15 protein-coding genes and 1 pseudogene are annotated in these 22,234 nt (G+C 63.2%); 6 read left to right on the forward strand and 10 right to left on the reverse strand.

The window, feature by feature from the left end:
* Positions 1-8: 8 nt before the first annotated feature.
* From PPGU16_RS06845 to PPGU16_RS06855, 3 genes are read left to right on the forward strand one after another with little or no spacing between them, the layout of a single operon-like run.
* A complete protein-coding gene (locus PPGU16_RS06845) occupies positions 9-1,172 on the forward strand; it encodes an ABC transporter ATP-binding protein (RefSeq protein WP_180722242.1) in 1,164 nt (387 codons plus the stop codon).
* Entirely contained in the window at positions 1,169-2,098 is a 930-nt protein-coding gene (locus PPGU16_RS06850) for an ABC transporter permease subunit (RefSeq protein ID WP_180722243.1), read from the forward strand. Before PPGU16_RS06845 ends, PPGU16_RS06850 begins: the two co-directional genes overlap by 4 nt.
* Positions 2,098-2,916, forward strand: coding sequence for an ABC transporter permease subunit (locus PPGU16_RS06855; protein ID WP_180722244.1), 819 nt, complete (start codon positions 2,098-2,100; stop codon positions 2,914-2,916). The genes PPGU16_RS06850 and PPGU16_RS06855 overlap by 1 nt, the downstream gene beginning before the upstream one ends.
* A 93-nt stretch (positions 2,917-3,009) precedes the next feature.
* Here the strand turns inward: PPGU16_RS06855 and PPGU16_RS06860 are convergent.
* Positions 3,010-4,421 (reverse strand): annotated as a pseudogene (locus tag PPGU16_RS06860) (methyl-accepting chemotaxis protein).
* A gap of 488 nt (positions 4,422-4,909) precedes the next feature.
* On the opposite strand from PPGU16_RS06860, the gene PPGU16_RS06865 reads away from it, so the two are divergent.
* On the forward strand, positions 4,910-5,683 hold the full coding sequence (locus PPGU16_RS06865) for a class I SAM-dependent methyltransferase (RefSeq protein WP_180722245.1): 774 nt from the start codon (positions 4,910-4,912) through the stop codon (positions 5,681-5,683).
* Here PPGU16_RS06865 and PPGU16_RS06870 read toward each other — a convergent pair.
* Entirely contained in the window at positions 5,680-6,651 is a 972-nt protein-coding gene (locus tag PPGU16_RS06870; protein WP_180722246.1) for an alpha/beta fold hydrolase, read from the reverse strand. The two genes, PPGU16_RS06865 and PPGU16_RS06870, sit on opposite strands and share 4 nt — an antisense overlap.
* Before the next feature lie 32 nt (positions 6,652-6,683).
* Entirely contained in the window at positions 6,684-8,177 is a 1,494-nt protein-coding gene (locus PPGU16_RS06875) for a flavin-containing monooxygenase (protein WP_180722247.1), read from the reverse strand.
* 200 nt (positions 8,178-8,377) lie between these two features.
* Between PPGU16_RS06875 and PPGU16_RS06880 the strand changes: the two genes are divergently transcribed.
* Positions 8,378-9,004 (forward strand): TetR family transcriptional regulator, encoded by a 627-nt coding sequence (locus tag PPGU16_RS06880; protein WP_180722248.1) that lies wholly within the window; start codon positions 8,378-8,380, stop codon positions 9,002-9,004.
* 59 nt (positions 9,005-9,063) lie between these two features.
* Here the strand turns inward: PPGU16_RS06880 and PPGU16_RS06885 are convergent, their stop codons facing one another.
* The 3 genes from PPGU16_RS06885 to PPGU16_RS06895 all read right to left on the reverse strand — a co-directional run bounded on the left by PPGU16_RS06885 (position 9,064) and on the right by PPGU16_RS06895 (position 12,267).
* Entirely contained in the window at positions 9,064-10,299 is a 1,236-nt protein-coding gene (locus PPGU16_RS06885) for a tetratricopeptide repeat protein (RefSeq protein ID WP_180722249.1), read from the reverse strand.
* A gap of 119 nt (positions 10,300-10,418) precedes the next feature.
* Positions 10,419-11,099 carry a PspA/IM30 family protein gene (locus tag PPGU16_RS06890; protein ID WP_180722250.1) on the reverse strand — a complete coding sequence of 227 codons (681 nt, stop codon included), beginning with the start codon at positions 11,097-11,099 and terminating at the stop codon, positions 10,419-10,421.
* Positions 11,100-11,613: 514 nt separating this feature from the next.
* The gene (locus PPGU16_RS06895) at positions 11,614-12,267 is read right to left on the reverse strand and encodes a hypothetical protein (protein WP_180722251.1); all 654 of its coding nucleotides are present in this window, start codon (positions 12,265-12,267) and stop codon (positions 11,614-11,616) included.
* Positions 12,268-12,901: 634 nt separating this feature from the next.
* Here PPGU16_RS06895 and PPGU16_RS06900 point away from each other — a divergent pair.
* Positions 12,902-15,454: a penicillin-binding protein 1A gene (locus PPGU16_RS06900; protein ID WP_180722252.1), complete on the forward strand. Its 2,553-nt coding sequence runs from the start codon at positions 12,902-12,904 to the stop codon at positions 15,452-15,454.
* A 423-nt stretch (positions 15,455-15,877) separates the two neighbouring features.
* Here the strand turns inward: PPGU16_RS06900 and PPGU16_RS06905 are convergent, their stop codons facing one another.
* The 4 genes from PPGU16_RS06905 to PPGU16_RS06920 form a co-directional block, all read right to left on the reverse strand.
* Positions 15,878-16,285: a hypothetical protein gene (locus PPGU16_RS06905; RefSeq protein ID WP_180719571.1), complete on the reverse strand. Its 408-nt coding sequence runs from the start codon at positions 16,283-16,285 to the stop codon at positions 15,878-15,880.
* A gap of 121 nt (positions 16,286-16,406) precedes the next feature.
* Complete coding sequence (locus PPGU16_RS06910; RefSeq protein WP_180722253.1) at positions 16,407-17,891, reverse strand: efflux transporter outer membrane subunit; 1,485 nt, start codon at positions 17,889-17,891, stop codon at positions 16,407-16,409.
* A gap of 1 nt (position 17,892) precedes the next feature.
* Positions 17,893-21,015 carry an efflux RND transporter permease subunit gene (locus PPGU16_RS06915; protein WP_180722254.1) on the reverse strand — a complete coding sequence of 1,041 codons (3,123 nt, stop codon included), beginning with the start codon at positions 21,013-21,015 and terminating at the stop codon, positions 17,893-17,895.
* On the reverse strand, positions 21,012-22,139 hold the full coding sequence (locus PPGU16_RS06920) for an efflux RND transporter periplasmic adaptor subunit (RefSeq protein WP_434064418.1): 1,128 nt from the start codon (positions 22,137-22,139) through the stop codon (positions 21,012-21,014). The genes PPGU16_RS06915 and PPGU16_RS06920 overlap by 4 nt, the downstream gene beginning before the upstream one ends.
* Positions 22,140-22,234: the final 95 nt, after the last annotated feature.

Consider the following 22,234-nt stretch of genomic DNA (forward strand, 5'->3'; position numbering starts at 1 on the left):
AGCAGATCATGAGTGACCAGTCGAACGTGCTGGCAGGGGCCGGCGTGTCGTCCTCGGGCAATTCCGCCGCTGCGCAGGACGCAGCGGAAAACTTCGTGCAGATCGTCGACGTCGTGAAGAAATTCGGCGAGACGGTCGCGGTCAAGGGTGTCAACCTGTCGGTCAGGAAGGGCGAACTGTTCGCGCTGCTCGGCAGTTCCGGTTGTGGCAAGTCGACGCTTTTGCGCATGCTCGCGGGGCTGGAAACGGTCACGTCGGGCAAGATTCTGATCGACGGCGAAGACCTCGCGCAGATGCCGCCGTACCGGCGTCCCGTCAACATGATGTTCCAGTCGTATGCGCTCTTTCCGCACATGACGGTCGAATCGAATGTCGCGTTCGGCCTCAAGCAGGAAGGTGTGCCGAAGGCCGAGCTGAAGGAGCGTGTGCAGTCCGCGCTCGAACTCGTGCAGATGGCGCGCTTCGCGAAGCGCAAGCCGCATCAGCTGTCGGGCGGCCAGCAGCAGCGCGTCGCGCTCGCGCGCTCGCTCGTCAAGCGTCCGAAGCTGTTGCTGCTCGACGAGCCGATGTCCGCACTCGACAAGCAGATCCGCCAGCGCACCCAGATCGAGCTCGTCAATATTCTCGACAAGGTCGGTGTCACCTGCATCATGGTCACGCACGATCAGGAAGAAGCGATGACGATGGCAGGGCGCCTCGCCGTCATGAGCGAAGGCGAGATCGTGCAGCTCGGCACGCCGAACGAAGTGTATGAGTATCCGAACAGCCGTTTCTCGGCGGAGTTCATCGGCTCGACGAATCTGTTCGACGGCAATGTGGTCGAGGACGAGCCGGATCACGTGTACATCGAAACGCCCGATCTGCCCGTGCGTCTCTATGTGAGCCATGGCATCACCGGGCCGCTCGGCATGCCCGTGACGATCTCGGTGCGCCCGGAGCGCATCGCGCTCACGCGCAAGCCGCCCGAAGGCGCGTTCAACTGGGGCAAGGGCATCGTCACGAACATCGCGTACATGGGCGGCTACTCGCTGTATCACGTGAAGCTCGACGCGGGCAAGACAGTGATCGCGAACGTGTCGAGTCTCGCCTTGTCGGAAATCGAAACGCCGACGTGGGGCGATGAGGTGTACGTGCGCTGGAGCGCATCGGCGGGCGTGGTGCTGACGTCATGAAAAGCGCGCTGCATTCGTTCATGCGGTGGCCCGTGCGCCGCTTCAACCTGACGGGGCGCACGGCCGTCGTCGCGGGGCCGTTCATCTGGCTGTTGCTGTTCTTCCTCGTACCATTCCTGCTGGTCGTGAAGATCAGTTTCGCGGACCTGCAGCTCGGCATTCCGCCGTACACGGAGTTGACGTCGTTCAAGGACGGCGTGGTTCACATTGCGCTCGACCTGTCGCACTACGCGTTCCTGTTGCAGGACAGCCTGTACTTCGCGACGTACGTGAACTCGGTGGTCGTCGCGGGGATTTCGACGCTGCTGTGTCTGCTGCTCGGTTATCCGATGGCGTATTACATCGCGCGCTCGAATCCGGCCACGCGCAACATCCTGATGATGGCGGTGATGCTGCCGTTCTGGACGTCGTTCCTGATTCGCGTGTATGCGTGGATCGGCATCCTGAAGAACAACGGCCTGCTGAACAACTTCCTGATGTCGATCGGGCTGATCCATTCGCCGATCGAGCTGTATCACACGAATACGGCCGTCTATATCGGCATGGTCTATTCGTACCTGCCGTTCCTCGTGATGCCGCTCTACGCGCATCTCGTGAAGATGGACCTGACGCTGCTCGAGGCCGCGTACGACCTCGGCGCGAAGCCCTGGCGGGCGTTCTGGCAGATCACACTGCCGCTGTCGAAGAACGGCATCATCGCGGGCTGTCTGCTGGTGTTCATTCCGGCCGTGGGCGAGTACGTGATTCCGGAACTGCTCGGCGGCGCGAATACGCTGATGATCGGCCGCGTGATGTGGAATGAGTTCTTCGACAATGCCGACTGGCCGATGGCCTCCGCCGTCACCTGCGCGATGGTGCTGCTGCTGCTCGTGCCGATGGCGCTGTTCCAGTATTCGCAGGCGAAGGCACTGGAGGAGAAGCGCTGATGAAGCCAAATCGTGTATTGCAGTTCATCGCGCTCGCGATCGGCTTCGCGTTCCTGTACGTGCCGATCATCAGCCTCGTCGTGTATTCGTTCAACGAGTCGCAACTCGTGACGGTGTGGACGCGGTTTTCGACGCGCTGGTACGCTGCGCTGCTGGAGGACGAGGAACTGATCAACGCCGCGTGGCTGTCGCTGCGTGTGGCGTTGCTGACGGCGTTCGCGTCGGTGATCATCGGCACGTGGGCGGGTTTCGTGCTCGCGCGCATGGGGCGGTTTCGCGGCTTCACGCTGTACACCGGGATGATCAATGCGCCGCTCGTGATCCCGGAAGTGATTCAGGGTATCTCGCTGCTGCTGCTGTTCATCGAAATGGGCAAGTGGCTCGGCTGGCCGGCGGGGCGCGGCATCTTCACGATCTGGATCGGCCACGTGATGCTGTGTATTTCCTACGTCGCGATTATTGTGCAGTCGCGTGTGCGTGACCTGCATCCGTCGCTCGAGGAAGCGGCACTGGACCTCGGTGCCACACCGTTGCGTGTATTTTTCTTCATCACGCTTCCGCTGATATCGCAGGCACTGGTGGCCGGCTGGCTGCTGTCGTTCACGCTGTCGATCGACGATCTGGTGCTGTCCGCGTTCCTGTCGGGGCCGGGCTCGACGACGCTGCCGCTGGTGGTGTTCTCGCGCGTGCGTCTGGGCTTGAACCCGGAGATGAACGCACTGGCGACGCTGTTCATTGCAGTCGTTACAGTCGGCGTGGTGGTGGCCAATCACTTCATGCAGCGCGCCGAGAAGCGGCGCCTGGCGATGGCTATCTAGTTCATCCGCACCGTGTCATGTCCTTTGCCGGCGCCTGCATGGGCGCCGGCAAAGCGAGTCTTCATGAGCGGGCTCGATGCCCGATTCCCGTTCTCAGATCCGGTACCCGATCCGCAATCCGCCCCAATGTCGGCCGTTGACGAAGATGGGCGCTGACGCGTCCTTCATCAGTGCATATTCGCCGCCGCCCATGTCGCGCCGATAGGTTTGCAGCAGGAAGCGTTTCGTACTCGTCCCGGCAGCGAGGCCGGTGCGGTCGTTGAACATCCGCCGGTTGCGGCAGTTCGCGGCATTCCAGACGGGATCGCCGCGCTGCGGCTGCGAGAACTTGAGATTGTGCGTGGGCAGGTAGCCGCGCGTGTCGACGGCTGCGCAGAAGGCGACGCGCGGATCGAGCTCGAGTATGGGTTCCTGGATCAACGGCAGGACGCGATCGGTGAGATCGGTAAAGCGCGTCATGAACTGCTGCGGATTCGTGCCCGGGATGGGCACATAGCGATCGTCGAACAGGTCGTTCATCGACAGCTCGCCCGCGCGACGGCGGCTTCGAACAGCTTGCCGGCTTTTGCGGCAGCCTGCTCGACGGCTTCGATGAACGGCGTGTCGGCCGTCGCGGCTCCCGTGGCCGCCGTCAGTTCGATCAGGTTTTCCGATACGCCGAGCAGATTGCCGAGCCGGTTTTTTGCCTGCACGAAGTTTTCGCCGGAATGCTCGACGTCGGTGGCAATGTCGAGCACCTGCGACTCGAATGCATTGCATTGCTCTTCGATTTCGCCCGACAACGTGGCGATCTGGTTGGCCTCTGCATTCAACTGCATGATCGCGTGGCCTGTCGAATGCACGACGTCGCCGATCATCCGCGTGCCTTCGCGCACCCGCTGCGCGCGGGCCGTGTTCTCGGCGCCTTCGGTAATCAGGCGCTCGGTCTGCTCGGTGAGTTGCGTCAGTGTCGTTTCGATCTGACCCGTTGCCTGCGCGGTTTTGGCCGACAGCGTTTTCACCTCGGCGGCGACCACGGCGAAGCTCTTGCCGAATTCGCCCGCGCGCGCGGCTTCGATCGCAGCGTTCAACGCGAGCAGATGGGTCTGGCGCGCGATCAGCGAGATTTCCTCCGACACGCGGCTCACGTGCGACAGCGCCGCGCGCAATGCGCCGATCTGGCTCTCGATCACCGTCACGCCTTCGACCAGCCCATGAATATCCGACAGCGACGCTTCGAGCGTCTGCTGCGAGGTCTCGACGTCGCCCGCTGCCTGCGCGGTTACCGTGCGCATTTCGCGGGCCGCAGCGGCGATGCGGTGATTGCCGGCGAGCGTCGCCGCTGCCGACTGCCGCAGCGTCTGGCATACGTCGGCTTGCCGTTCGACGCGGGTGGCGACCTCTTCGATATGCCCGGACACGTCACAGATCTCGATGCCGAGCTTACCCGCCTGCGCGGCGATATCGCCGACAACGGATAAGGTGCCGCCGCTGCGGCGCCGGCGGCGATTGAAGAAGCCCGTCATGGTCAAGTCTCCTGAGCGGCGCGGCGCTGGCGCGCGCCGACCTGGTATCCGGTTAATGTGTGCGAGTTCATGTGGCGAGCAGGGCAGCGCGCACTGATCTGTATCCGGCAGATGAACTGCGGCACATGAATTGCGTTTCGCCTTTCACGCTTACGGTTTCTCAACGGCCCCTTACGGAACTGCTTGATAGGGACTATCCCGCAGTCGAATCGGGTACGATCGCCGGTGTCCGTACGCGAGCCGTGCCGCATCTCTGTCGAATCCGCCAACCGAACTCATGATTGAATCCTTCGCGCGCGTCTCGGGCTGGGAACAGCTGTTGTATCTATGGGAACTGATCGTGATGGTCTGTAAGTTCCTGTGGGGCCTGCTGCGCCTGCTGGGCGGCGGCTGAACCTGAAGAGGAATGCAATGTACTGCACTCTCACGCGGTGCAGGGTGAACTGCAGTAAGCTGAAATCCATTTCATCCCGGCAATCCGTCCACCGATGACCGACGATTCCACCCAGCGCTTCACCGACCGTGTGACCGACTACGTCAAATACCGGCCGGGTTATCCGCGCGAAGTCGTGACCTTCCTGCATGCAACATGCGGGCTTGCCGAGGGCGCACGCGTCGCCGACATCGGCGCGGGCACGGGCATCTCGTCCTGGCTGTTCCTCGACGCAGGGCACCCGGTGGTCGCCGTCGAGCCGAATCAGGCGATGCGCGCAGCCGCCGACGCATGGCTTGGCGAGTACGCGGACTACACGAGCGTCGCCGGCACGGCGGAGGCGACTACATTGGATAGCGCGAGCGTCGATCTCGTTATCGCGGCGCAGGCGTTTCACTGGTTCGATCCCGCGACTGCGCGACGCGAATTCGCGCGCATCCTGAAGCCGCGCGGTTTGATCGCGTTGATCTGGAATAGCAGGCTGCTCGACGCGACGCCTTTTCTTGCGGGCTACGAAGCGCTGTTGCAACGTTTCAGCGTCGACTACCAGGCGGTGGCCGAACGTTATGCGGATGACGAATCGATGGTGGTCTGGTTCGGCGACGCGCTGGCTCACAAAGCGCGTTTCCCGAACGCGCAGCGGCTCGACTTCGAAGGCGTGAAGGGGCGGCTGATGTCATCGTCTTATGCGCCGAAGGCCGGGCATCCGAATCATCAGCCGATGCTGACAGCGCTGCGCGAACTGTTCGACCGTACCGCGCACGATGGCACGGTCGAGTTCGCGTACGAGACACGCGCGTATGTCGGATATGCACAGGACAAGCGCTAGACCTGCAACGGAGAGCGCGCGGTAGGGAGCTGAGCGAGAAACTCGCGAAGGTCCAGTAGCACGCGCTGGGGCGCTTCTTCCATCGGAATGTGTCCGAGTCCCTCGTACATGATCGATCGCGCGCGGGGAATCAGGCGTGTGAACTCCGCTGCATGTGCCGGAGGAATCCAGCGGTCTTTCGCGCCCCACAGCACGAGCGTCGGCAGATCGAGTGACGTCAGCACGCCGGTATCGAGATCCGCGAAGTCCAGCGTCGGCACCATCTTGCCGATCGCTTCGCGCGTGCCTTCGCCGTGAAAGAACTCGACGTAGCGCCGCAGCACGTCGGGCGCAATCTTGCGTGGATCGCCGTAGACGTTGCGCACCGCACTCTTGATGATCGCTTCCGGTAGCCACCACGGCGCGCTCATGCGCACAGGCGCGTGGTTGAACAGGCCGATGTAGACAGGCAGTTTCATCGGGAAACCCGCGGCGTCGATCAGTACCAGACGATCGACAGCGTCGCGATGGCGCACTGCGTAATCCCACGCGAGCAGACCACCGAGTGAATTGCCGACCAGCGTTGCGCGCGCGATGCCGAGCGCCTGCATGAAGGTATCGAAAAAACGCCTGTAGGTAGGCAGATTCATCGTTTCGATCGTGCCGCCCGCGCCGCGTAACGGACCCGTGACGCCGAACGGCGGAAGGTCGAGCCGGATCACGCGATGGTCGCGTGCCATCGCAGATGCAACATCGTTCCACGTATGCAGCGACGAAGCGAAACCGTGGATCATGACGATCGTGCTATCGCCCGCGCCTTCGTCGATGTAATGCACGTCGGCGCCCATGATCTGCACGAATTGGGAACCGGTTTGCGTGTAACGGCGTTTCAGTTCATCGCGCGGAACGCTCGTGATGCCGAGGCGCGCCGCGAGCGACCGGGGTGGCAGTGGCGCGCGCGTCGTCTCCGTCGTTTCGACGTTCTTCATGTTTTCGTCTCCCTGTTATTGGACTGCCTGAATTACTCTCGCTCCTGATTTGAATACACATATTCGGCACCGCGCACGCGACGTGTTTGCCGACGGAAACTGAATGTGAAGCGCGGCCAGATCGCCGTGATCTTGCCGCTCTTCGCCTGATACCAACTGTGGCAGCCGCTCGCCCAGACAGTTCGCTGCATGTCGCGTTGCAGGCTTGCGTTGAATGCGCGCTGCACGTCGGCACGAAGGTTCATCGTGCGCGCGCCGCGCCGCTGCAGTTCGCGCAGGCAATCGGCAATGTATTGCACCTGCGATTCGATCATGTAGATCATCGAGTTATGCCCAAGAATCGTGTTGGGCCCGACGATCATGAAGAAATTCGGAAAGTCAGCGATGCTCGTGCCGAGATACGCTTCGGGTCCATCGCGCAGCCAGCGCGCGCTGAGATCGGCGCCGCCGAGTCCCGTCACGTCGAATGGTGCGCCGACATCGTTCACCTCGAATCCGGTGCCGCAGATGATCGCATCGACGGGATGATGCGCGCCGTCGGACGTCACGATGCCGTCATGCACGATGCTGCGAATCGGTGTCGTCACCACGTCGACATTCGGCTGGCCGAGTGCCGGATAGTAGTCGCTCGACAGCAGCACGCGCTTGCATCCCAGCCTGTAGTCGGGTGTCAGTTTGGCGCGTAGTGCAGGGTCTTTCACCCGTCGTTCGAGGTAGCTGCGCGCGAACTTCATCGCCGGGTTCACGAGCTTCGGATTGACGAAGAATCCGAGGCCACGCGATTCCATCTGCCAGTAGATTGCGCTACGCACGCAGCGTTGCGTGAACGGCAGGTGCTTGAAGAGCCAGCGCGCACGTTCGCTGACCGGCTTGTCGGGCTTGGGCATGATCCACGGCGCAGTGCGCTGGAACAGCAGCATCCGCGCGACGCGCGGCTGGATACGCGGGATGAACTGGATCGCGCTGGCGCCGGTGCCGATGACGGCCACGCGTTTGCCTTCGAGCGGATAGTCGTGGTCCCAGCGCGCCGAGTGAAACATCTTGCCGCCGAACGTATCGAGTCCGTCGATCTGCGGGATCGACGGACGCGAAAACTGCCCGACTGCCGAGATCACGGCATCGGCCTCGACGGTTTCATGCACGCCATTCCGCGCGATATCGAGCAACCAGACGAGCCGCGCCTCATCGAAAAGTGCGGCCGTCACGCGTGCATTGAACTGCATTGCACCGTCGACCTGATGCTTGCGTGCACAATGCTTCAGATATGCAAGGATCTCTTGCTGGTGGCTGAACTCTCGCGACCACGACGGGTTCGCTTCGAATGAAAACGAGTACAGGTGCGACGGCACATCGCATGCCGCGCCCGGATACGTATTGTCGCGCCACGTGCCGCCCAGTTCGCCAGCCGCTTCGTAGATCGTGAACGATGTGAAGCCCATGCGCTTGAGCCGGATCGCCATGCCGATGCCCGAGAAGCCGCTTCCGATAATCGCGATACGCATCTCAGCACGACGGGGTGAGGGCATGGATTGAGCGCTCCAACGCATCGTCGAAGTCTGCAACCTCTTCGATGCCGATTAAGATAAAAATCGATTTGTCTACATCCGTCTACGACGGTTACCGCGCAGGGTAGACAACTGTACACAGCCCGTCAAGATCGTTGTACAGTGCTGGCTCCAAGGCCATGGCATTGCATTGGCCGTCGTGCGTCGTTAAACGGAAGATCATGCAATCCGCATCGGAACTGGAACTCGCTCCCGGCAAGCGCAAGCTGATCGAGGCCGCGTTGCGCCTGACAGCGGGTGGCCGCAGCTTCGCGAGCCTTGGCCTGCGCGAACTGGCGCGCGAGGCGGGACTCAACCCCAACACGTTCTACCGGCACTTCGACACGCTCGACGATCTGGCGCGCGAAGCCGTCGAATCCGTCAGCCGCCGCCTGCGGCCGATGCTTCGGCGCGAGCGCTGGCTGGCCGCGCACGACGAGCCGCATAGCGTGCCGCGCCGCGCGTGCGTGGCGTTCTTTGCGTTCGCGCTGGAAAACCGCGAGGCCTTTCTGAGTGCGCTGGCCGAGTATCACGGCACGTCGCCGGCGTTGCGCGAGGCTGTGCGGGTGAACCTGAACGAGGTGTCGGCGGAAATGGCCGAGGACGTCGTGCAGTTGAACCTGATGCCCGCGCTGGCCCGAGACACCGTCGAGGAAATCTGCACGCAGATCGTGTTGCAGCTTTTCCACCTGTCGCATGAATTCATCGGCAATGCCGTGCAGCGCGAGTCGTTGATCGACTATGCGGAGCGATTCATCGTCAGGCTGTTCGCGGGTGCCGTCGTCCTCGCACAGCATGAGACGCAATAAGAAAAGGGCTCCGTGAGGAGCCCTTTGCGTTTCATACAGACGAAGACGACGAGAATCGATCAGGTGTCGTTCCAGCCGCCCGAATCGTCGTTGCTGCCCATATCGACGCCTCCATCTCCGCCGCCGCCGTCGCTCCAGTCGTTCGAGCCCTGGCCGAAGTCGATCGAGCCGGCATCGTTGCCGCCGCGTTTGCGCGATTCGTCGTCGACGATCACATCGCGTTCGATCACGCGGTCGCGGCCCGAGTTGAGCGCTTCGCCGAGCAGCACGCCCGTCAGCAAGCCACCCATACCGCCGCCGAAGCCGCCGCCTTGCTGCACGATGACGGGCGGCTGCTGTTGCTGCGGCGGATACGGATAGGGCGCTTGCGGATAGCCGGGCGGGTAACCCGATTGCTGTCCGCTGCGTCCGAACGCCTGATCCGCTTCGCGTGCGTAAGACGAGTCGCCCGTACCCGCAGGTGCAGCAGGCGCCGCATTCGGATCGGGCCGGCCCTCGGCGCGCGCCTTGAGGCTCGCAACCTGCCGTTCGAGATCTTCGATCTGATACGGCGGCACGGGGTTCTTGCTATTCGACAGCGCTTCGACGAGCTGACGCAGTTGCGTCTCCGCGCCTTCGACTTCACGTTCGAGCGCTTCGTGTCCCGGCAGCGTCGACAGCTTCACGTCGAGCTTCAGGGAGCGCACGTCGTTGAGCAGGTCGGTTGCGCGTTTGAGTTGCGCGCGACGGTCGTCGGTGGCGCGCGTGTCGTCTTGCGAGCGCGCGCGGCGCAGCGTCCAGCGCAGGATCAACGCGATCGCGCCGATCAGCACGACGATGCCGATCCACATGCCCATCGACGGACCATGCCGCTCGGGCGCCGGCTGGAACGCCGACGGCGTGGCGGGCGCGGATTGCTGCTGCGCGAACGGATTGTTCGTGCGATGCGTGACGCCGCCACCTGCGCCACCGCTCACGCGCGCGGCATCCGAGCGCAGACGTGCTTCCGTCTGCGCGAAGCGGGCGGGGTCGGTGAAGCGAACCTGCGGGTCGAGCGTCTTCGCCTGTTGAAGCTGCGTGAGCGCTTCAGCGGGGCGGCCTTCGCGATCGAGCACCTGCGCGTACAGATAGTGCGCGCGGGCGCTGTCGGGATGTGCCTTCAGCACCTCGTTCAACTGCGAATCGGCCTTCTGCCAGTCGCCCTGTTGAATCGTCGTTTCGATCTGCGTCGCCGTCGGCAACGCGAAGGCGGTGCCCGACGCGAGCATCAGCGAAAGCGTCAGGGACACACCGGCTGCTGCGAGGAGTTTTTTCATGATACGGGCCGGGCGGATTGACGCCCGTCTCCTTGACTATCGAGTTGCCGTGCCGCGCGGCCGTCGTGTCGTAGTACACGGCGCCGCGCGGCACATCGCCTGTCGCGCTTGTTGCGCGCTTACTGCGCAGGCGTGTCCAGCTGCTTCTTCAGTGCGGCGAGACGGTCGTCGATCGACGGGCCGCGGTTCAGGTCCGCGAGCTTGTCGTCGAGCGCCTTGCCGCTCTTCACGTCGGCCGAGTTCAGGCGCGCGTCCGAACGTGCCGTCGACAGCGCGACCTTGTCTTCCAGCTTCTGGAAGTCTTCAGCAAGATTCTTGCCGCCGATTCCACCCAGCGCGGTAGCGGCCGTGTCCTTGGCCTGGGCGATCTGCTGCTTGGCCTGCAGGATGTTCGAGCGCGCGTTCAGGTCGTTGCGGCGCTGACGCATGTCGTCGATCTGCGTCTTCAGCTGCTCGACGGAAGGCTCGAGCGTGGTCAGTTCCTTCGCAAGGGCGTCGCGTTCGGCTTCCGCCGTCGACTGCGCACCGAGCGCCTCGCGGGCGAGCGCTTCGTCGCCCGACTGCAGCGCGCGTTTGGCGCCGTCTTCGTACTTCTTCGCCTTGTCGGCGGCCACGTCGCGCTTGCTTTGTTGCGTGGCGACCTGCGCCTGGATCTCGATCAGCGAGTTCTCCGCTTTCGCGATGCTCTCGTCGAGTTCGCGCACGATCTGGCGCGCATCACGCGACGGGTCTTGCACGGAGTCGGCTGCATCGTTCAGGAGACCTTTGACCGTCCGCGTGATGCTGTCAAAAAGCGACATGAAATACCTCCATTGAATGAAATCGACGCTGAATACCCGGCGCATTGAAACTTGCGCGTAACGACGTCGACTGAACACAGTTTACGCCGCCCTGCGCGATGCTGCGGGTCATGCTCCATGCCATCAGACAGCGCGTCTTCGCGCTTGTTGCATGACAGCGGAGCAAACGGACCTGACATCGGGGCGCGCGCACGGAATGCAATACCTGCACGCATATTTAACTTGCCGCGACGCGCGCTTCGACGCTTCGCACGCGCTTTGCAATCGATGCATGACCGGCTATTCAACAGCTCGCGGATATTACACCACGCGTACTCTTAAAACGGTCTTAAAACGCGATTTCCTGCGCCTTTCAGCCGATGCTTTCGCAATCTTTGCGACGTGCGCGCGCATACGCAACGTGATGAACGAATCAGTGCGCGGATTTGTCAAATCGCGTGATCGAATTCTTTCGGATAGCCGACGATGCAGCGTCTGCGAGCACGACGCGCTTAGGCTGCGTATCGCCGCGAACTCAGGCGAAGTGGCCGCTGCCCTCGGCGGAATCGATGCCCGGTTCGTCGTCTTCGCGCGCCTGCTGACGTTTGCTTGCGGCATTGCGTTTCGACGAGACCAGTGTGGGCGCGCTGGATGGCGAGCGCGTGTCGGTGGCTTGCGTTGTATCGGCGGCAGCGTCGTGCGACGCCAGCGCGGCGGCTTTCGCAGCCGCCACGCGCGCGGCCGCCTGAGCGGCCGCGTCGTCGTCCGTGCCGTCGAGCGTAACGGACACGACGGGCGTCGTGAGCGCGCCGACGGGCGCGGCGACATCGATGGGAGCGAGCGCCTCCTGAGGCATGCCGGAGGCGGCGAAGACGGTATCGTTTTCAGTCGGCGCGTGTTTGCCGCTCGGCGCGGGCGAGCGGAGCGCGGCCGGCGTGGCTTGTCGCAGATGCTTGCTCGCGCGGGCGACGCGTTGCAAGGCTTCGTTCAGCGCATCGGGTTCGCGCGGCGCGCGCAACCGGTCGACGATGCTTGCCGCCTTGACCTGCTCGCTGGTCGCGCCGAAGCTCAGCACTGCGCGCCGCATCAGCTCGCTGACGCTGATGCCGAGGCTCTCCGCCGTCGTGGAGATGGCGCGCTTCTGGGCGGGGCTGACGAAGACGACGATGCGTTCGCTAGGCTTGTTCATAGATCGGCTCGCGTTCTTTGTTGGTGTCGAACTGCGGAGGAATCCGGGCAGGGTGGCGAGTCCTGCTTGGCGCACGTCAAATCATCATAAGACTAAAACGCGGCGCGCGGTTGCGCGCGGGCGTAAATCGGGCGGCCAGTAAAATGGCTGTCACATCAATGAGTTGCTGCACTTGCACGAGTATTGTCCACAGGGCTGTGAACATTTTCTGTTGATAACCGCACGGCGCGGGACGCGCGGACTCGCGTGGCGCCGCACAGTGTTTTTTCTTACATCGGGGCGCAATCGTGAGGGAATTCTTACAAAAAAATCACCTTCCGCGCCGCTTGATTTCTTTAAAATGCGCTGTTACGTTGCGCCAGACACTGCCTGGGCGCGCCGTGCGGCCGGCCGGGGCGGGGTGAAATAGCCGGTACCATGCGGTGGCAATCGTCAGGCAGAGGACGTCGTCATATGGCGCTTTGCCGCGCTCGGGCGTCCCACGCATGGCCGCCGTTGGATTGGCGGCAGGCGCCGATCTGGCGCGCAACGGTGCCGCGGCTGCGCGTTAAGTCGCGGGAGCGGCGCCACGATCACGATTCAGGCGCACCGCGCGTGCAACTCAGGCGTGTAGGTAGCGCCCATCATTCCAGTCATGCCAATCATCAAACGACCGCATTCTTCCAGCTCCTCAGGGCATTCAGGCCGCGAGCCATCTTTCGGCAGCAACGACAACCCGAGTCGCGATTACCGCTACGCGCAGCGCGAAGAAGACGATCGCGATGAGCGCGGACGCGGTGCCCGTTCAGGCGGTTCCGGCCGTTCGATAGGCGGCACGATCGCGTTATGGTTCGCCGGGCTGTTCGCGACGCTCGCGGTGGTCGGCGCGCTGATCATCGGCTACGCGCTCGTCGTGATGGGGCCGCAATTGCCGTCGCTCGACGCGCTCACCGACTACCGCCCGAAAGTGCCGCTGCGCATCTATACGGCGGACCATGTGCTGATCGGCGAATTCGGCGAGGAGCGCCGCAGCCTCGTGCGCTTCCAGGACATCCCCGACGTGCAGAAGAAGGCCGTGCTCGCGATCGAGGACTACCGTTTCTACGAGCATGGTGGCGTCGATTTCATCGGCATTCTGCGCGCGGGTTTCGCGGACCTCGCGCATGGCGGTTCGTCCCAGGGCGCGAGCACGATCACGATGCAGGTCGCGCGCAACTTCTTCCTGTCCAGCGAAAAGACGTACACGCGCAAGATCTATGAAATGCTGCTCGCGTACAAGATCGAGCGCGCCCTCACGAAGGATCAGATTCTCGAGCTGTACATGAACCAGATCTATCTGGGCGAGCGCGCCTACGGCTTCGCGGCCGCGGCGCGCGTGTACTTCGGCAAGGATCTGAAGGACATCACGCTTGCGCAGGCCGCGATGCTCGCGGGGCTGCCGAAGGCGCCGTCCGCGTACAACCCGGTCGTCAATCCGAAGCGCGCGAAGATTCGCCAGGAGTACATCCTGAAGCGGATGCTCGATCTGAACTACATCACGCAAGACCAGTACAACCAGGCTATCAAGGAAGAGATCCGCACGAAGACGGCGGGCAACGAGTACAGCGTGCACGCCGAGTACATCGCGGAGATGGTGCGCCAGATGATGTACGCGCAGTACAAGGACGAGACCTACACGCGCGGCCTGAACGTCACGACGACGATCGATTCCGCCGATCAGGAAGCCGCCTATCTCGCCGTGCGCAAGGGCGTGATGGACTACGAGCGCCGTCACGGCTATCGCGGTCCGGAAGGCTTTGTCGAACTGCCGGCTGCCGGAGACGAGCGTGACGAAGCCATCGAAGACGCGCTGAACGATCATCCGGACAACGGCGAGATCATTGCTGCCGTCGTGACGTCGGCGACGCCGAAGGAAGTGAAGGCGCAGTTGCTCGACGGCACGCAGGCGAACGTGACGGGCGAGGGCTTGCGTTTCGCGGCGGGCGCGCTGTCGGCGCGCGCAGCGCAGGCGCAGCGCATCCGGCCGGGCTCGATCGTGCGCCTGATCGCCGATGCGAACGGCAACTGGCAGATCACGCAGTTGCCGCAGGTGGAAGGTGCGCTGGTGTCGATGACGCCGCAGGACGGCGCGATCCGCGCGCTGGTCGGCGGCTTCGATTTCAACAAGAACAAGTTCAACCATGTGACGCAGGCATGGCGTCAGCCGGGTTCGAGCTTCAAGCCGTTCATCTATTCGGCGGCGCTCGACAAGGGCCTCGGACCGGCGACGATCATCAACGATGCGCCGCTGTACTTCCCGCCGAGCGCGCCGGGTGGCGACGCGTGGGAACCGAAGGACGACGATCAGCCGGATGGTCCGATGCCGATGCGTCTCGCGCTGCAGAAGTCGAAGAACCTCGTGTCGATCCGCATCCTGTCGTATATCGGCACGAAATACGCGCAGGATTTCGTTACGCAGCGTTTCGGCTTCGACGCCGACAAGACGCCGCCGTATCTGCCCATGGCGCTGGGCGCTGGTCTGGTGACGCCGCTGCAATCGGCGGGTGCGTATAGCGTGTTCGCGAACGGCGGCTACCGGATCAATCCGTATCTGATCGGCGAAGTGGATGATGCACATGGTCAACCGCTGTCGCGTGCGCAGCCGCTGACGGCGGGCAAGGATGCGCCGCGCACGCTGGAGCCGCGTAATGCGTACATCATGAACAGCCTGTTGCACTCGGTCGCGACGGCCGGTACGGGTGCGGGCACGAACGTGCTGCATCGTAACGACCTGCAGGGCAAGACGGGTACGACGAACGATGCGAAGGACGGCTGGTTCGCGGGCTATCAGCAGTCGCTCGTGGCGGTTGCGTGGATGGGTTATGACCAGCCGAAGTCACTCGGTAGCCGCGAGTTTGGCGCGCAGCTGGCGTTGCCAATCTGGGTCGAGTATATGCAGCGTGCGCTGCGTGGTGTTCCTCAGGCTGAGCCTGAGATCCCTCAGGGTGTGACGTCCGTCGATGGTGAGTTGTTCTATGCGGATATGACGCCTGGAAGCGGCTTTGTGGCGAGTATCGGGATGGATTCGGCGAATCCGCTTGCTAGTGGTGGAGATGCCGTTGGCACGGTTGGGCCCGCGGGCATGACGCCGCCAGCGCCGCCGCCTCCAAACGTTACTTCGACTGAGAAGAAGCAGATTATGGATTTGTTTGAGTCGAATAAGCCGTAGAGGTTTGGTTTTTTGCGCTGCGCGGGCGGTTTTGGGTTTGCTTGTGTTTTTGTGGGCATCCGCGTGATGTTATTGGTTCGCAAGCGTTGCCCCTGTGCGGGGCGGCACCTACTTTTCTTTGCCGCCGCAAAGAAAAGTAGGCAAAAGAAAGCGGCTAACACCGCCAGCACGTGTTTTTGCCTGAGGGCCCCCAACGGGTCTTGCAGCTCAAACGGCAACGCTTTGGTTCGCGCCCGTTGCCAACGTTCTCCCTGTACGCCTCACCCACTTCATGTGCCCGCGTCTCAGCACGCCGCGTCGGACAGTCTGCCGCCGCCCAGGTGGCAAACTGTGTGTAGGCCATAGCGCCTCACACGCCTCACGTCGGACTGATAGCGCACGCGTCCCACCCGGTAAGAGCACCAGGCTACGCCACGCGACAACCTACACATAGTTTGCCACCTGGGCGGCACCAACCATTAGCTGCCGCTTGCCGTTGTACGGGCGCCTGAAGCAGGTGAAGCGATTGTTCGAAGCGTTGGCAACGAGCACCGGGCAGGGGCACTGCCGTGTGAAGGATGGGGACGTTGGGGGCCCGTGGATAGGAACACGGGCTGGCGGTGTGAGCCGCTTTCTTTTGCCTACTTTTCTTTGCGGCGGCAAAGAAAAGTAGGTGCCGCCCCGCACAGGGGCAACGCCTGAAGCAAGATAACAAATCGCGGATGCCAGCGCACAGGCAGGAAAACCAAAACCAAAACCAAAACCAAAACCAAAACCAAAACCAAAACCAAAACCAAAACCGTCCACGGCGCCTAGCCGCAACACGCAAAAAAGACAAACCAAAAAAACCATCCGCACACCAAAAGCATATTTCGATGCACGCTCAACGACTTATCTCACCTATTCAGAAGATATCAACAAGCCTGTGAACAAAAACTGTTGATAACACGCCGACCGGCCACCACCAAAAAATTCACCGCGCAACAACGGCGGGCGCCGACGCCGCCTCATCGACCGGTGGATTCCCCATCGCCTGAAACAACGCCGCCGTGTCATTCAACCTCGCACCCGTATACCGGATCTCATCAAGCCGCGCATTGCGATACTGCTGCTCGCTAGACCGGGAAGCGGTAACCGGCACGGCGCCCAGCCGATACCGCGCCGACGTCTCATCGAACGACTGCCGCGCCGCACGCGCCGCGACATTGGCGGCATCGAGCGACTGTGCATCATGCTCCAAAGCAGCGAGCGTATCGGCCACATTCTGAAACGCCGCCAGCACCGTCTGCTTGTACTGCGACGTCGCAGCCTCATACGAAGCGACGGCCGCGCGCCGCTGCGCAAACAACGCACCACCATGAAAAATCGGCTGCGTGATCGACGCACCGATGCTCCAGATCGCCCCCGCCCCCGACAGCGCAACAGGCCAACTAAACCCGCCTTGCCCCATCGACGCACTCAGCGTCAGGCTAGGAAACATCTGCGCCGTCGCTACGCCGACATCGGCGGCAGCGGCTTTAAGCGTCGCATCTGCCGCCTGAATATCGGGGCGCGCCTGCAGCAGATCTGAAGGCACCGAGACAGGCACCTGCTCCGGCACATGCAGCGAAGCAAGATCGAGCGCAGGCGGCGCCGCATCCGGTGTACGTCCGAGCAGCACCGCAAGCGCATGCCGCGTCGTCAGCAACTGCTGGCGCGCCGCAGGCAGACTTGCGGCAAGCGACGCTGCGCTTTGCTGCGCGCTCAGCAGATCGCTGTGCGACACCGCGCCGAGATCGTAGCGGCGCTGCGTGTCGCGCGCCTGGTCATTGGCGAGCGCAACCAGCCGCTCGGTCGTTTGCACCTGCGCATCGAGCGTCGCCGCGGAAATCGCGGCAGCCACGATGTTCGAGGCCAGCGCGCGCCGCGCCGCGTCGAACTGGTACGCCTGTACGTTCACGCGCGACGCAAGCGCCGCATTCGCGAGCCGCGATGCGCCGAAAATATCGAACGTGTATTGCGCCTGCAACTGGCCGACGAACGTGTTGTACAGAAACGTATTCGGCCCGATCTCCGGAATCGCGAGTGCGCGCTGGCGAGCCGCCTGACCGCCCGCGTCGATGGTCGGCAACATGTTGCTGCCGATCTGCGCGCGCAACTGCTCGCGCGCGGCCGTCAGGCTCTTGTCAGCGGCGGCGAGCGTCGGGCTGTTGCGCAGCCCTTCGTCGACGAGCGTGTTCAGCTGATCCGATTCGAACGTGCGCCACCATTGCGGCACCGCCTTCGCGCCCACCACGAACTGCTGCGTGACGCCCTGCGCAGGCACCGTTTGCGTCGGTTGCGGATCGGCGCCGTAGTGCGCAGGCTCAGGCATCGCAGGCGGATTGCCGTTCGGTCCGAATGAACAGGCCGCCACGAACATGCAGGCAACGGCTACGGCTACGGCGAAAGGCGTACGGGTCATCGAAAGAAGGCTCATGTCAGTTCCCCGAATGTGCGGACGGCTCAGGGCGCGGATCGCGCTCGTCGCCGCGCACGCGGAACCACGCGGCATACAGCGCCGGCAGATAGAACAGCGTGAGCACGGTCGCGCTCGTAATGCCGCCCATCAACGCCGTCGCCATCGGGCCGAAGAAGTTCGAGCGCAACAGCGGAATCAGCGCGAGCACGGCGGCCGCCGCCGTCAATGTGATCGGCCGGAAACGCCGCACCGTCGCGCCGACGATCGCATCGAAGCGCTTGTGTCCCTGCGCGATGTCCTGCTCGATCTGATCGACGAGAATCACCGAGTTACGCATGATGATGCCGAACATCGCGATTACGCCGAGCATCGCGACGAAGCCAAAAGGCTTGCCGAACAGCAGCAAGGTCGCGACCACGCCGATCAACCCGAGCGGCGCAGTCAGTACGACCATCAGCACGCGCGCGAAGCTTTGCAACTGGATCATCAGCAACACCAGCACGGCAATGATCATGATCGGCATCTGCGCATTGATCGACGTCTGTCCCTTCGCGCTTTCCTCGACCGAGCCGCCGATCTCGATCCGGTAGCCCACTGGCAGTGTCGAGCGGATCTGCGCGAGTTGCTTGTCGACGGCATGCGTGACATCGATGCCTTGCGCGTTGCCGCGCACGTCGGACTGCACGGTGATCGTCGGCTGGCGGTCGCGTTCCCAGATCACGCCATACTCCAGATCGTCGCGCATGCGGCCGAGTGCGCCGAGCGGCACGGAGCCGTTGGGCGTCGGCATCGCGAGCGTCAGCAGTTGCGACGGGTCGACGCGCTCGTTCTTCGGCGCGCGCAGATCGACGCTGATCAGCTTGTCGCGCTCGCGGTACTGCGTGACCGTGTAGCCCGACAGCGTCATCGCCAGAAAGCTCGATACATCCGCCGACGTCACGCCCAACTCGCGCGCCTTCTTCTGATCAACCTCGAAGCGCACCGAGCGCTCAGCGGGTTCGTCCCAGTCGAACTGCACATTCGCCGTGCCCGGGTTCGCGCGCATCGTTGCGGCCACCTTTTCGGCAATCGAGCGCACCGTCGCGATGTCGTCGCCGCTTACGCGGAACTGCACGGGATAACCGACAGGCGGGCCGTTTTCGAGGCGCGACAGACGCGTGCGGATCGCGGGGAAATCGTTGCGCAGTTTCGGTTCGAGCCAGCGCGCGAGCTTCTCGCGATCTTCGACCGACTTCGCGGTGATGACGAACTGCGCGAAGTTCGGCTGCTGCAATTGCTGGTCGAGCGGCAGATAGAAGCGCGGCGCGCCCGAGCCGACGAAGTTCACCGAATGATCGATTTCGGGCCGGCCTTCAAGGGCTTTTTCGATGCGCTGCGCCTGGCGCAAGGTTGCCTGGAACGACGCGCCCTCGGGCAGCCGCACATCGACGAGCAGTTCGGGCCGGTCGGAACTCGGGAAGAACTGTTGTGGCACGATCGAGAAGCCCGCGAGCGACACGACGAACAGAATCACCGTAATCGCGAGCACGACGAAGCGCCGCTCGATGCACCACGTGATCCAGCCTGACAAACGTCGATAGAAGCGCGTTTCGTAGATGTCGTGTTCGTGGTCCTCGGGTTCGTGCGCCTGGCGTTTGCGCTCGGGCAGCAGGTGATAGCCGAGCATCGGAATCAGCACGACGGCCGCAAGCCATGACGCGATCAGCGCAATCGCCGACACCTCGAAAATCGAGCGCGTGTATTCGCCCGTGCTCGACTTCGCGAGCGCAATGGGCAGAAAGCCGGACACGGTGACGAGGGTCCCCGTCAGCATCGGAAACGCGGTGCTCGTATAGGCGTACGCTGCGGCGCGCGTGCGCTTCCAGCCCTGTTCGAGTTTCACGGCCATCATTTCGACGGCGATGATGGCGTCGTCGACGAGCAGGCCGAGCGCGAGCACCAGCGTACCCAGCGACACCTTATGCAAGCCGATATCGAACAGATACATGCACAGCGCCGTCACGGCGAGCACGACGGGAATCGAGATCACGACCACCATCCCCGTGCGCACGCCCAGCGACACGAGACTCACGACCAGCACGATTGCCACGGCTTCGGCGACGGCTTCTAGGAAGTCGTCGACGGAGTGCGCGACGGCGTGCGGCATGCTCGATACTTCGACGAGCTTCAACCCTGCGGGCAGATGCGCCTGCAAGTCCTTCATCTTTTCGTCGAGCGACGTGCCGAGCCGGATCACGTCGCCGCCAGGCTGCATCGTCACGCCGATGCCGAGCACCGGCTTGCCCTGGAAACGCATCTGCGTGACGGGCGGATCATCGTAGCCGCGTTTGATGGTCGCGATATCGCCGAGCCGGAAGGAGCGGCCGTTGATGCGGATCAGCGTGTCGGCGAGCGCGTTCAGGTCTTTGAATTGCCCCGTGGGGCGCACGAACACGCGGTCGTCGTAGGTCGTCAGCGTGCCGGAAGGCGAGACGCTGTTCTGCGAGTTGATCGCCTGCGCGAGCTGATTCGGCGAAATGCCGAGACGCGTCAACTGCGTGTTCGTGATCTCGACATAGATGTGCTGGTCGGGATCGCCGAAATAATCGACCTTGCCGACGCCCGGCACACGCAGCAGCACTGTGCGCAGTTCATCGGCGTAGTCGTGCAGTTGTGCGGACGAAAAGCCGTCGCCTTCGAGCGTATAGATGTTCGTGTAGACGTCGCCGAACTCGTCGTTGAAGAACGGGCCCTGAACGCCTTGCGGCAGCGTCTGCGCGATATCGCCGACTTTCTTGCGCACCTGATACCAGGTTTCAGGCACGTCCTTGACGGGCGCCGAGTCCTTCATCGTAAAGAAGATCAGCGATTCACCGGGGCGCGAATAGCTGCGCAGAAAATCGATCGCTGGCGTTTCCTGGAGTTTCCGGCCGATGCGGTCGGTGACTTCTTCCTGTACCTGGCGCGCGGTCGCGCCGGGCCAGAACGTACGGATCACCATCACGCGGAACGTGAACGGCGGATCTTCCGATTGCGCGAGCTTCGTATAGGCGAGGATGCCGAACGCCGTCGCCAGCGTGATCAGAAACACGACCAGCGCCTGATGACGCAGCGCCCACGCGGACAGGTTGAAGCGTCCTTCTTCGTCATGCACTGCGCTCATGACGCGAAATCCTCGGGATGCAACGGCGGCACGACGCGGACTTTCTCGCCCGCCGTCACCGTGTGCACGCCTTGCCATACGACGCGCTCGCCTTCATTCAAACCCTGCGAGATCGCGACGGTCCGTTCAGCGTAATGCGCGACCTGCACGCGACGCAGTTCGAGCTGATCGCTGCCGCTCTTCACGATCCAGACTGCGGGCTGCGTGCCGTCATGAAAGAGCGCCGTGGCGGGCAATGTATACAGGCTTGCGTGCGCAGCGGCGTTGTCGTGCGTGAAGTCGATATCGGCCGTCATGCCGAGGCGCACATCGGGCCCCGGGTGATCGAGCGTGAGCTTCGCGCGATAGGTGCGGCTTTGCGGATCGGCGGCAGGCGACAGTTCGCGCACGCGCGCATTGAAGGTGCGGCCGGGCAGCGCGCCGAGCTTGACGGTCGCCATCTGTCCGACGCGCAGCGATGCGAGCGCGCCTTCAGGCACGTCGCAGACGACGTCGACATCGCCCGACCATGCGAGGTTGTAGACGGCCTGTCCCGCCGACACGTTCTGCCCCGTATCCGCCTGTTCGGCCGTGATGACGCCCGCGTGATCGGCGGTGAGGGTCGCGTATTGAAGCTGGTCTTTCGCGAGTGCGGCCTGTTGCTGCGCCTGATCGCGTTGCGCGGCGGCGGACGCGTATGCATCTTCCGTCTGCTCCAGTTGCGTCTGCGCAATCAGATTCTCGCGTGCCTGCGCGCGGTCGCGGTCGAGTTGCTGCTTCGCATAGACGAGCCGGTGCTGCGCCGCTTCGAGTTGCGCGGCGGCGCTGGCGGCGTTCTTCTGCGCGTCGGCGGGATCGAGCCGCGCGACGATCTGGCCGTTCTGCACGACGTCGCCCAGCCGCACGCGACGCTCGATGATCTTGCCGGCGATACGGAACGACAGCGGCGTCGAATAGCGCGCCTGCACTTCGCCCGGCAGCGACGCTGCGAGCGGCTGGCCGTCGGCATGCACGGCGACGGCGACGACAGGCCGCGGCGCGGGCGCAGCGGTTTCCTTGTTATGACACGCAGCGAGTGTCAGCGCGCCCACGAGGACGAGCACGCCAAGCGGGGTACGGCGAAACAACGGAGCAGAGGCGGACAGGCGGAACTGCTTGCGCGCGATGGATGGCGCGCCACGACGGGAACGATTCACGATGCCCCCAGGCTGAGATGCAAACGGATACGGCAAGCCAGAGG

Source organism: Paraburkholderia largidicola, from assembly GCF_013426895.1.
In the GTDB taxonomy this organism is placed as follows: Bacteria; Pseudomonadota; Gammaproteobacteria; order Burkholderiales; family Burkholderiaceae; genus Paraburkholderia; species Paraburkholderia largidicola.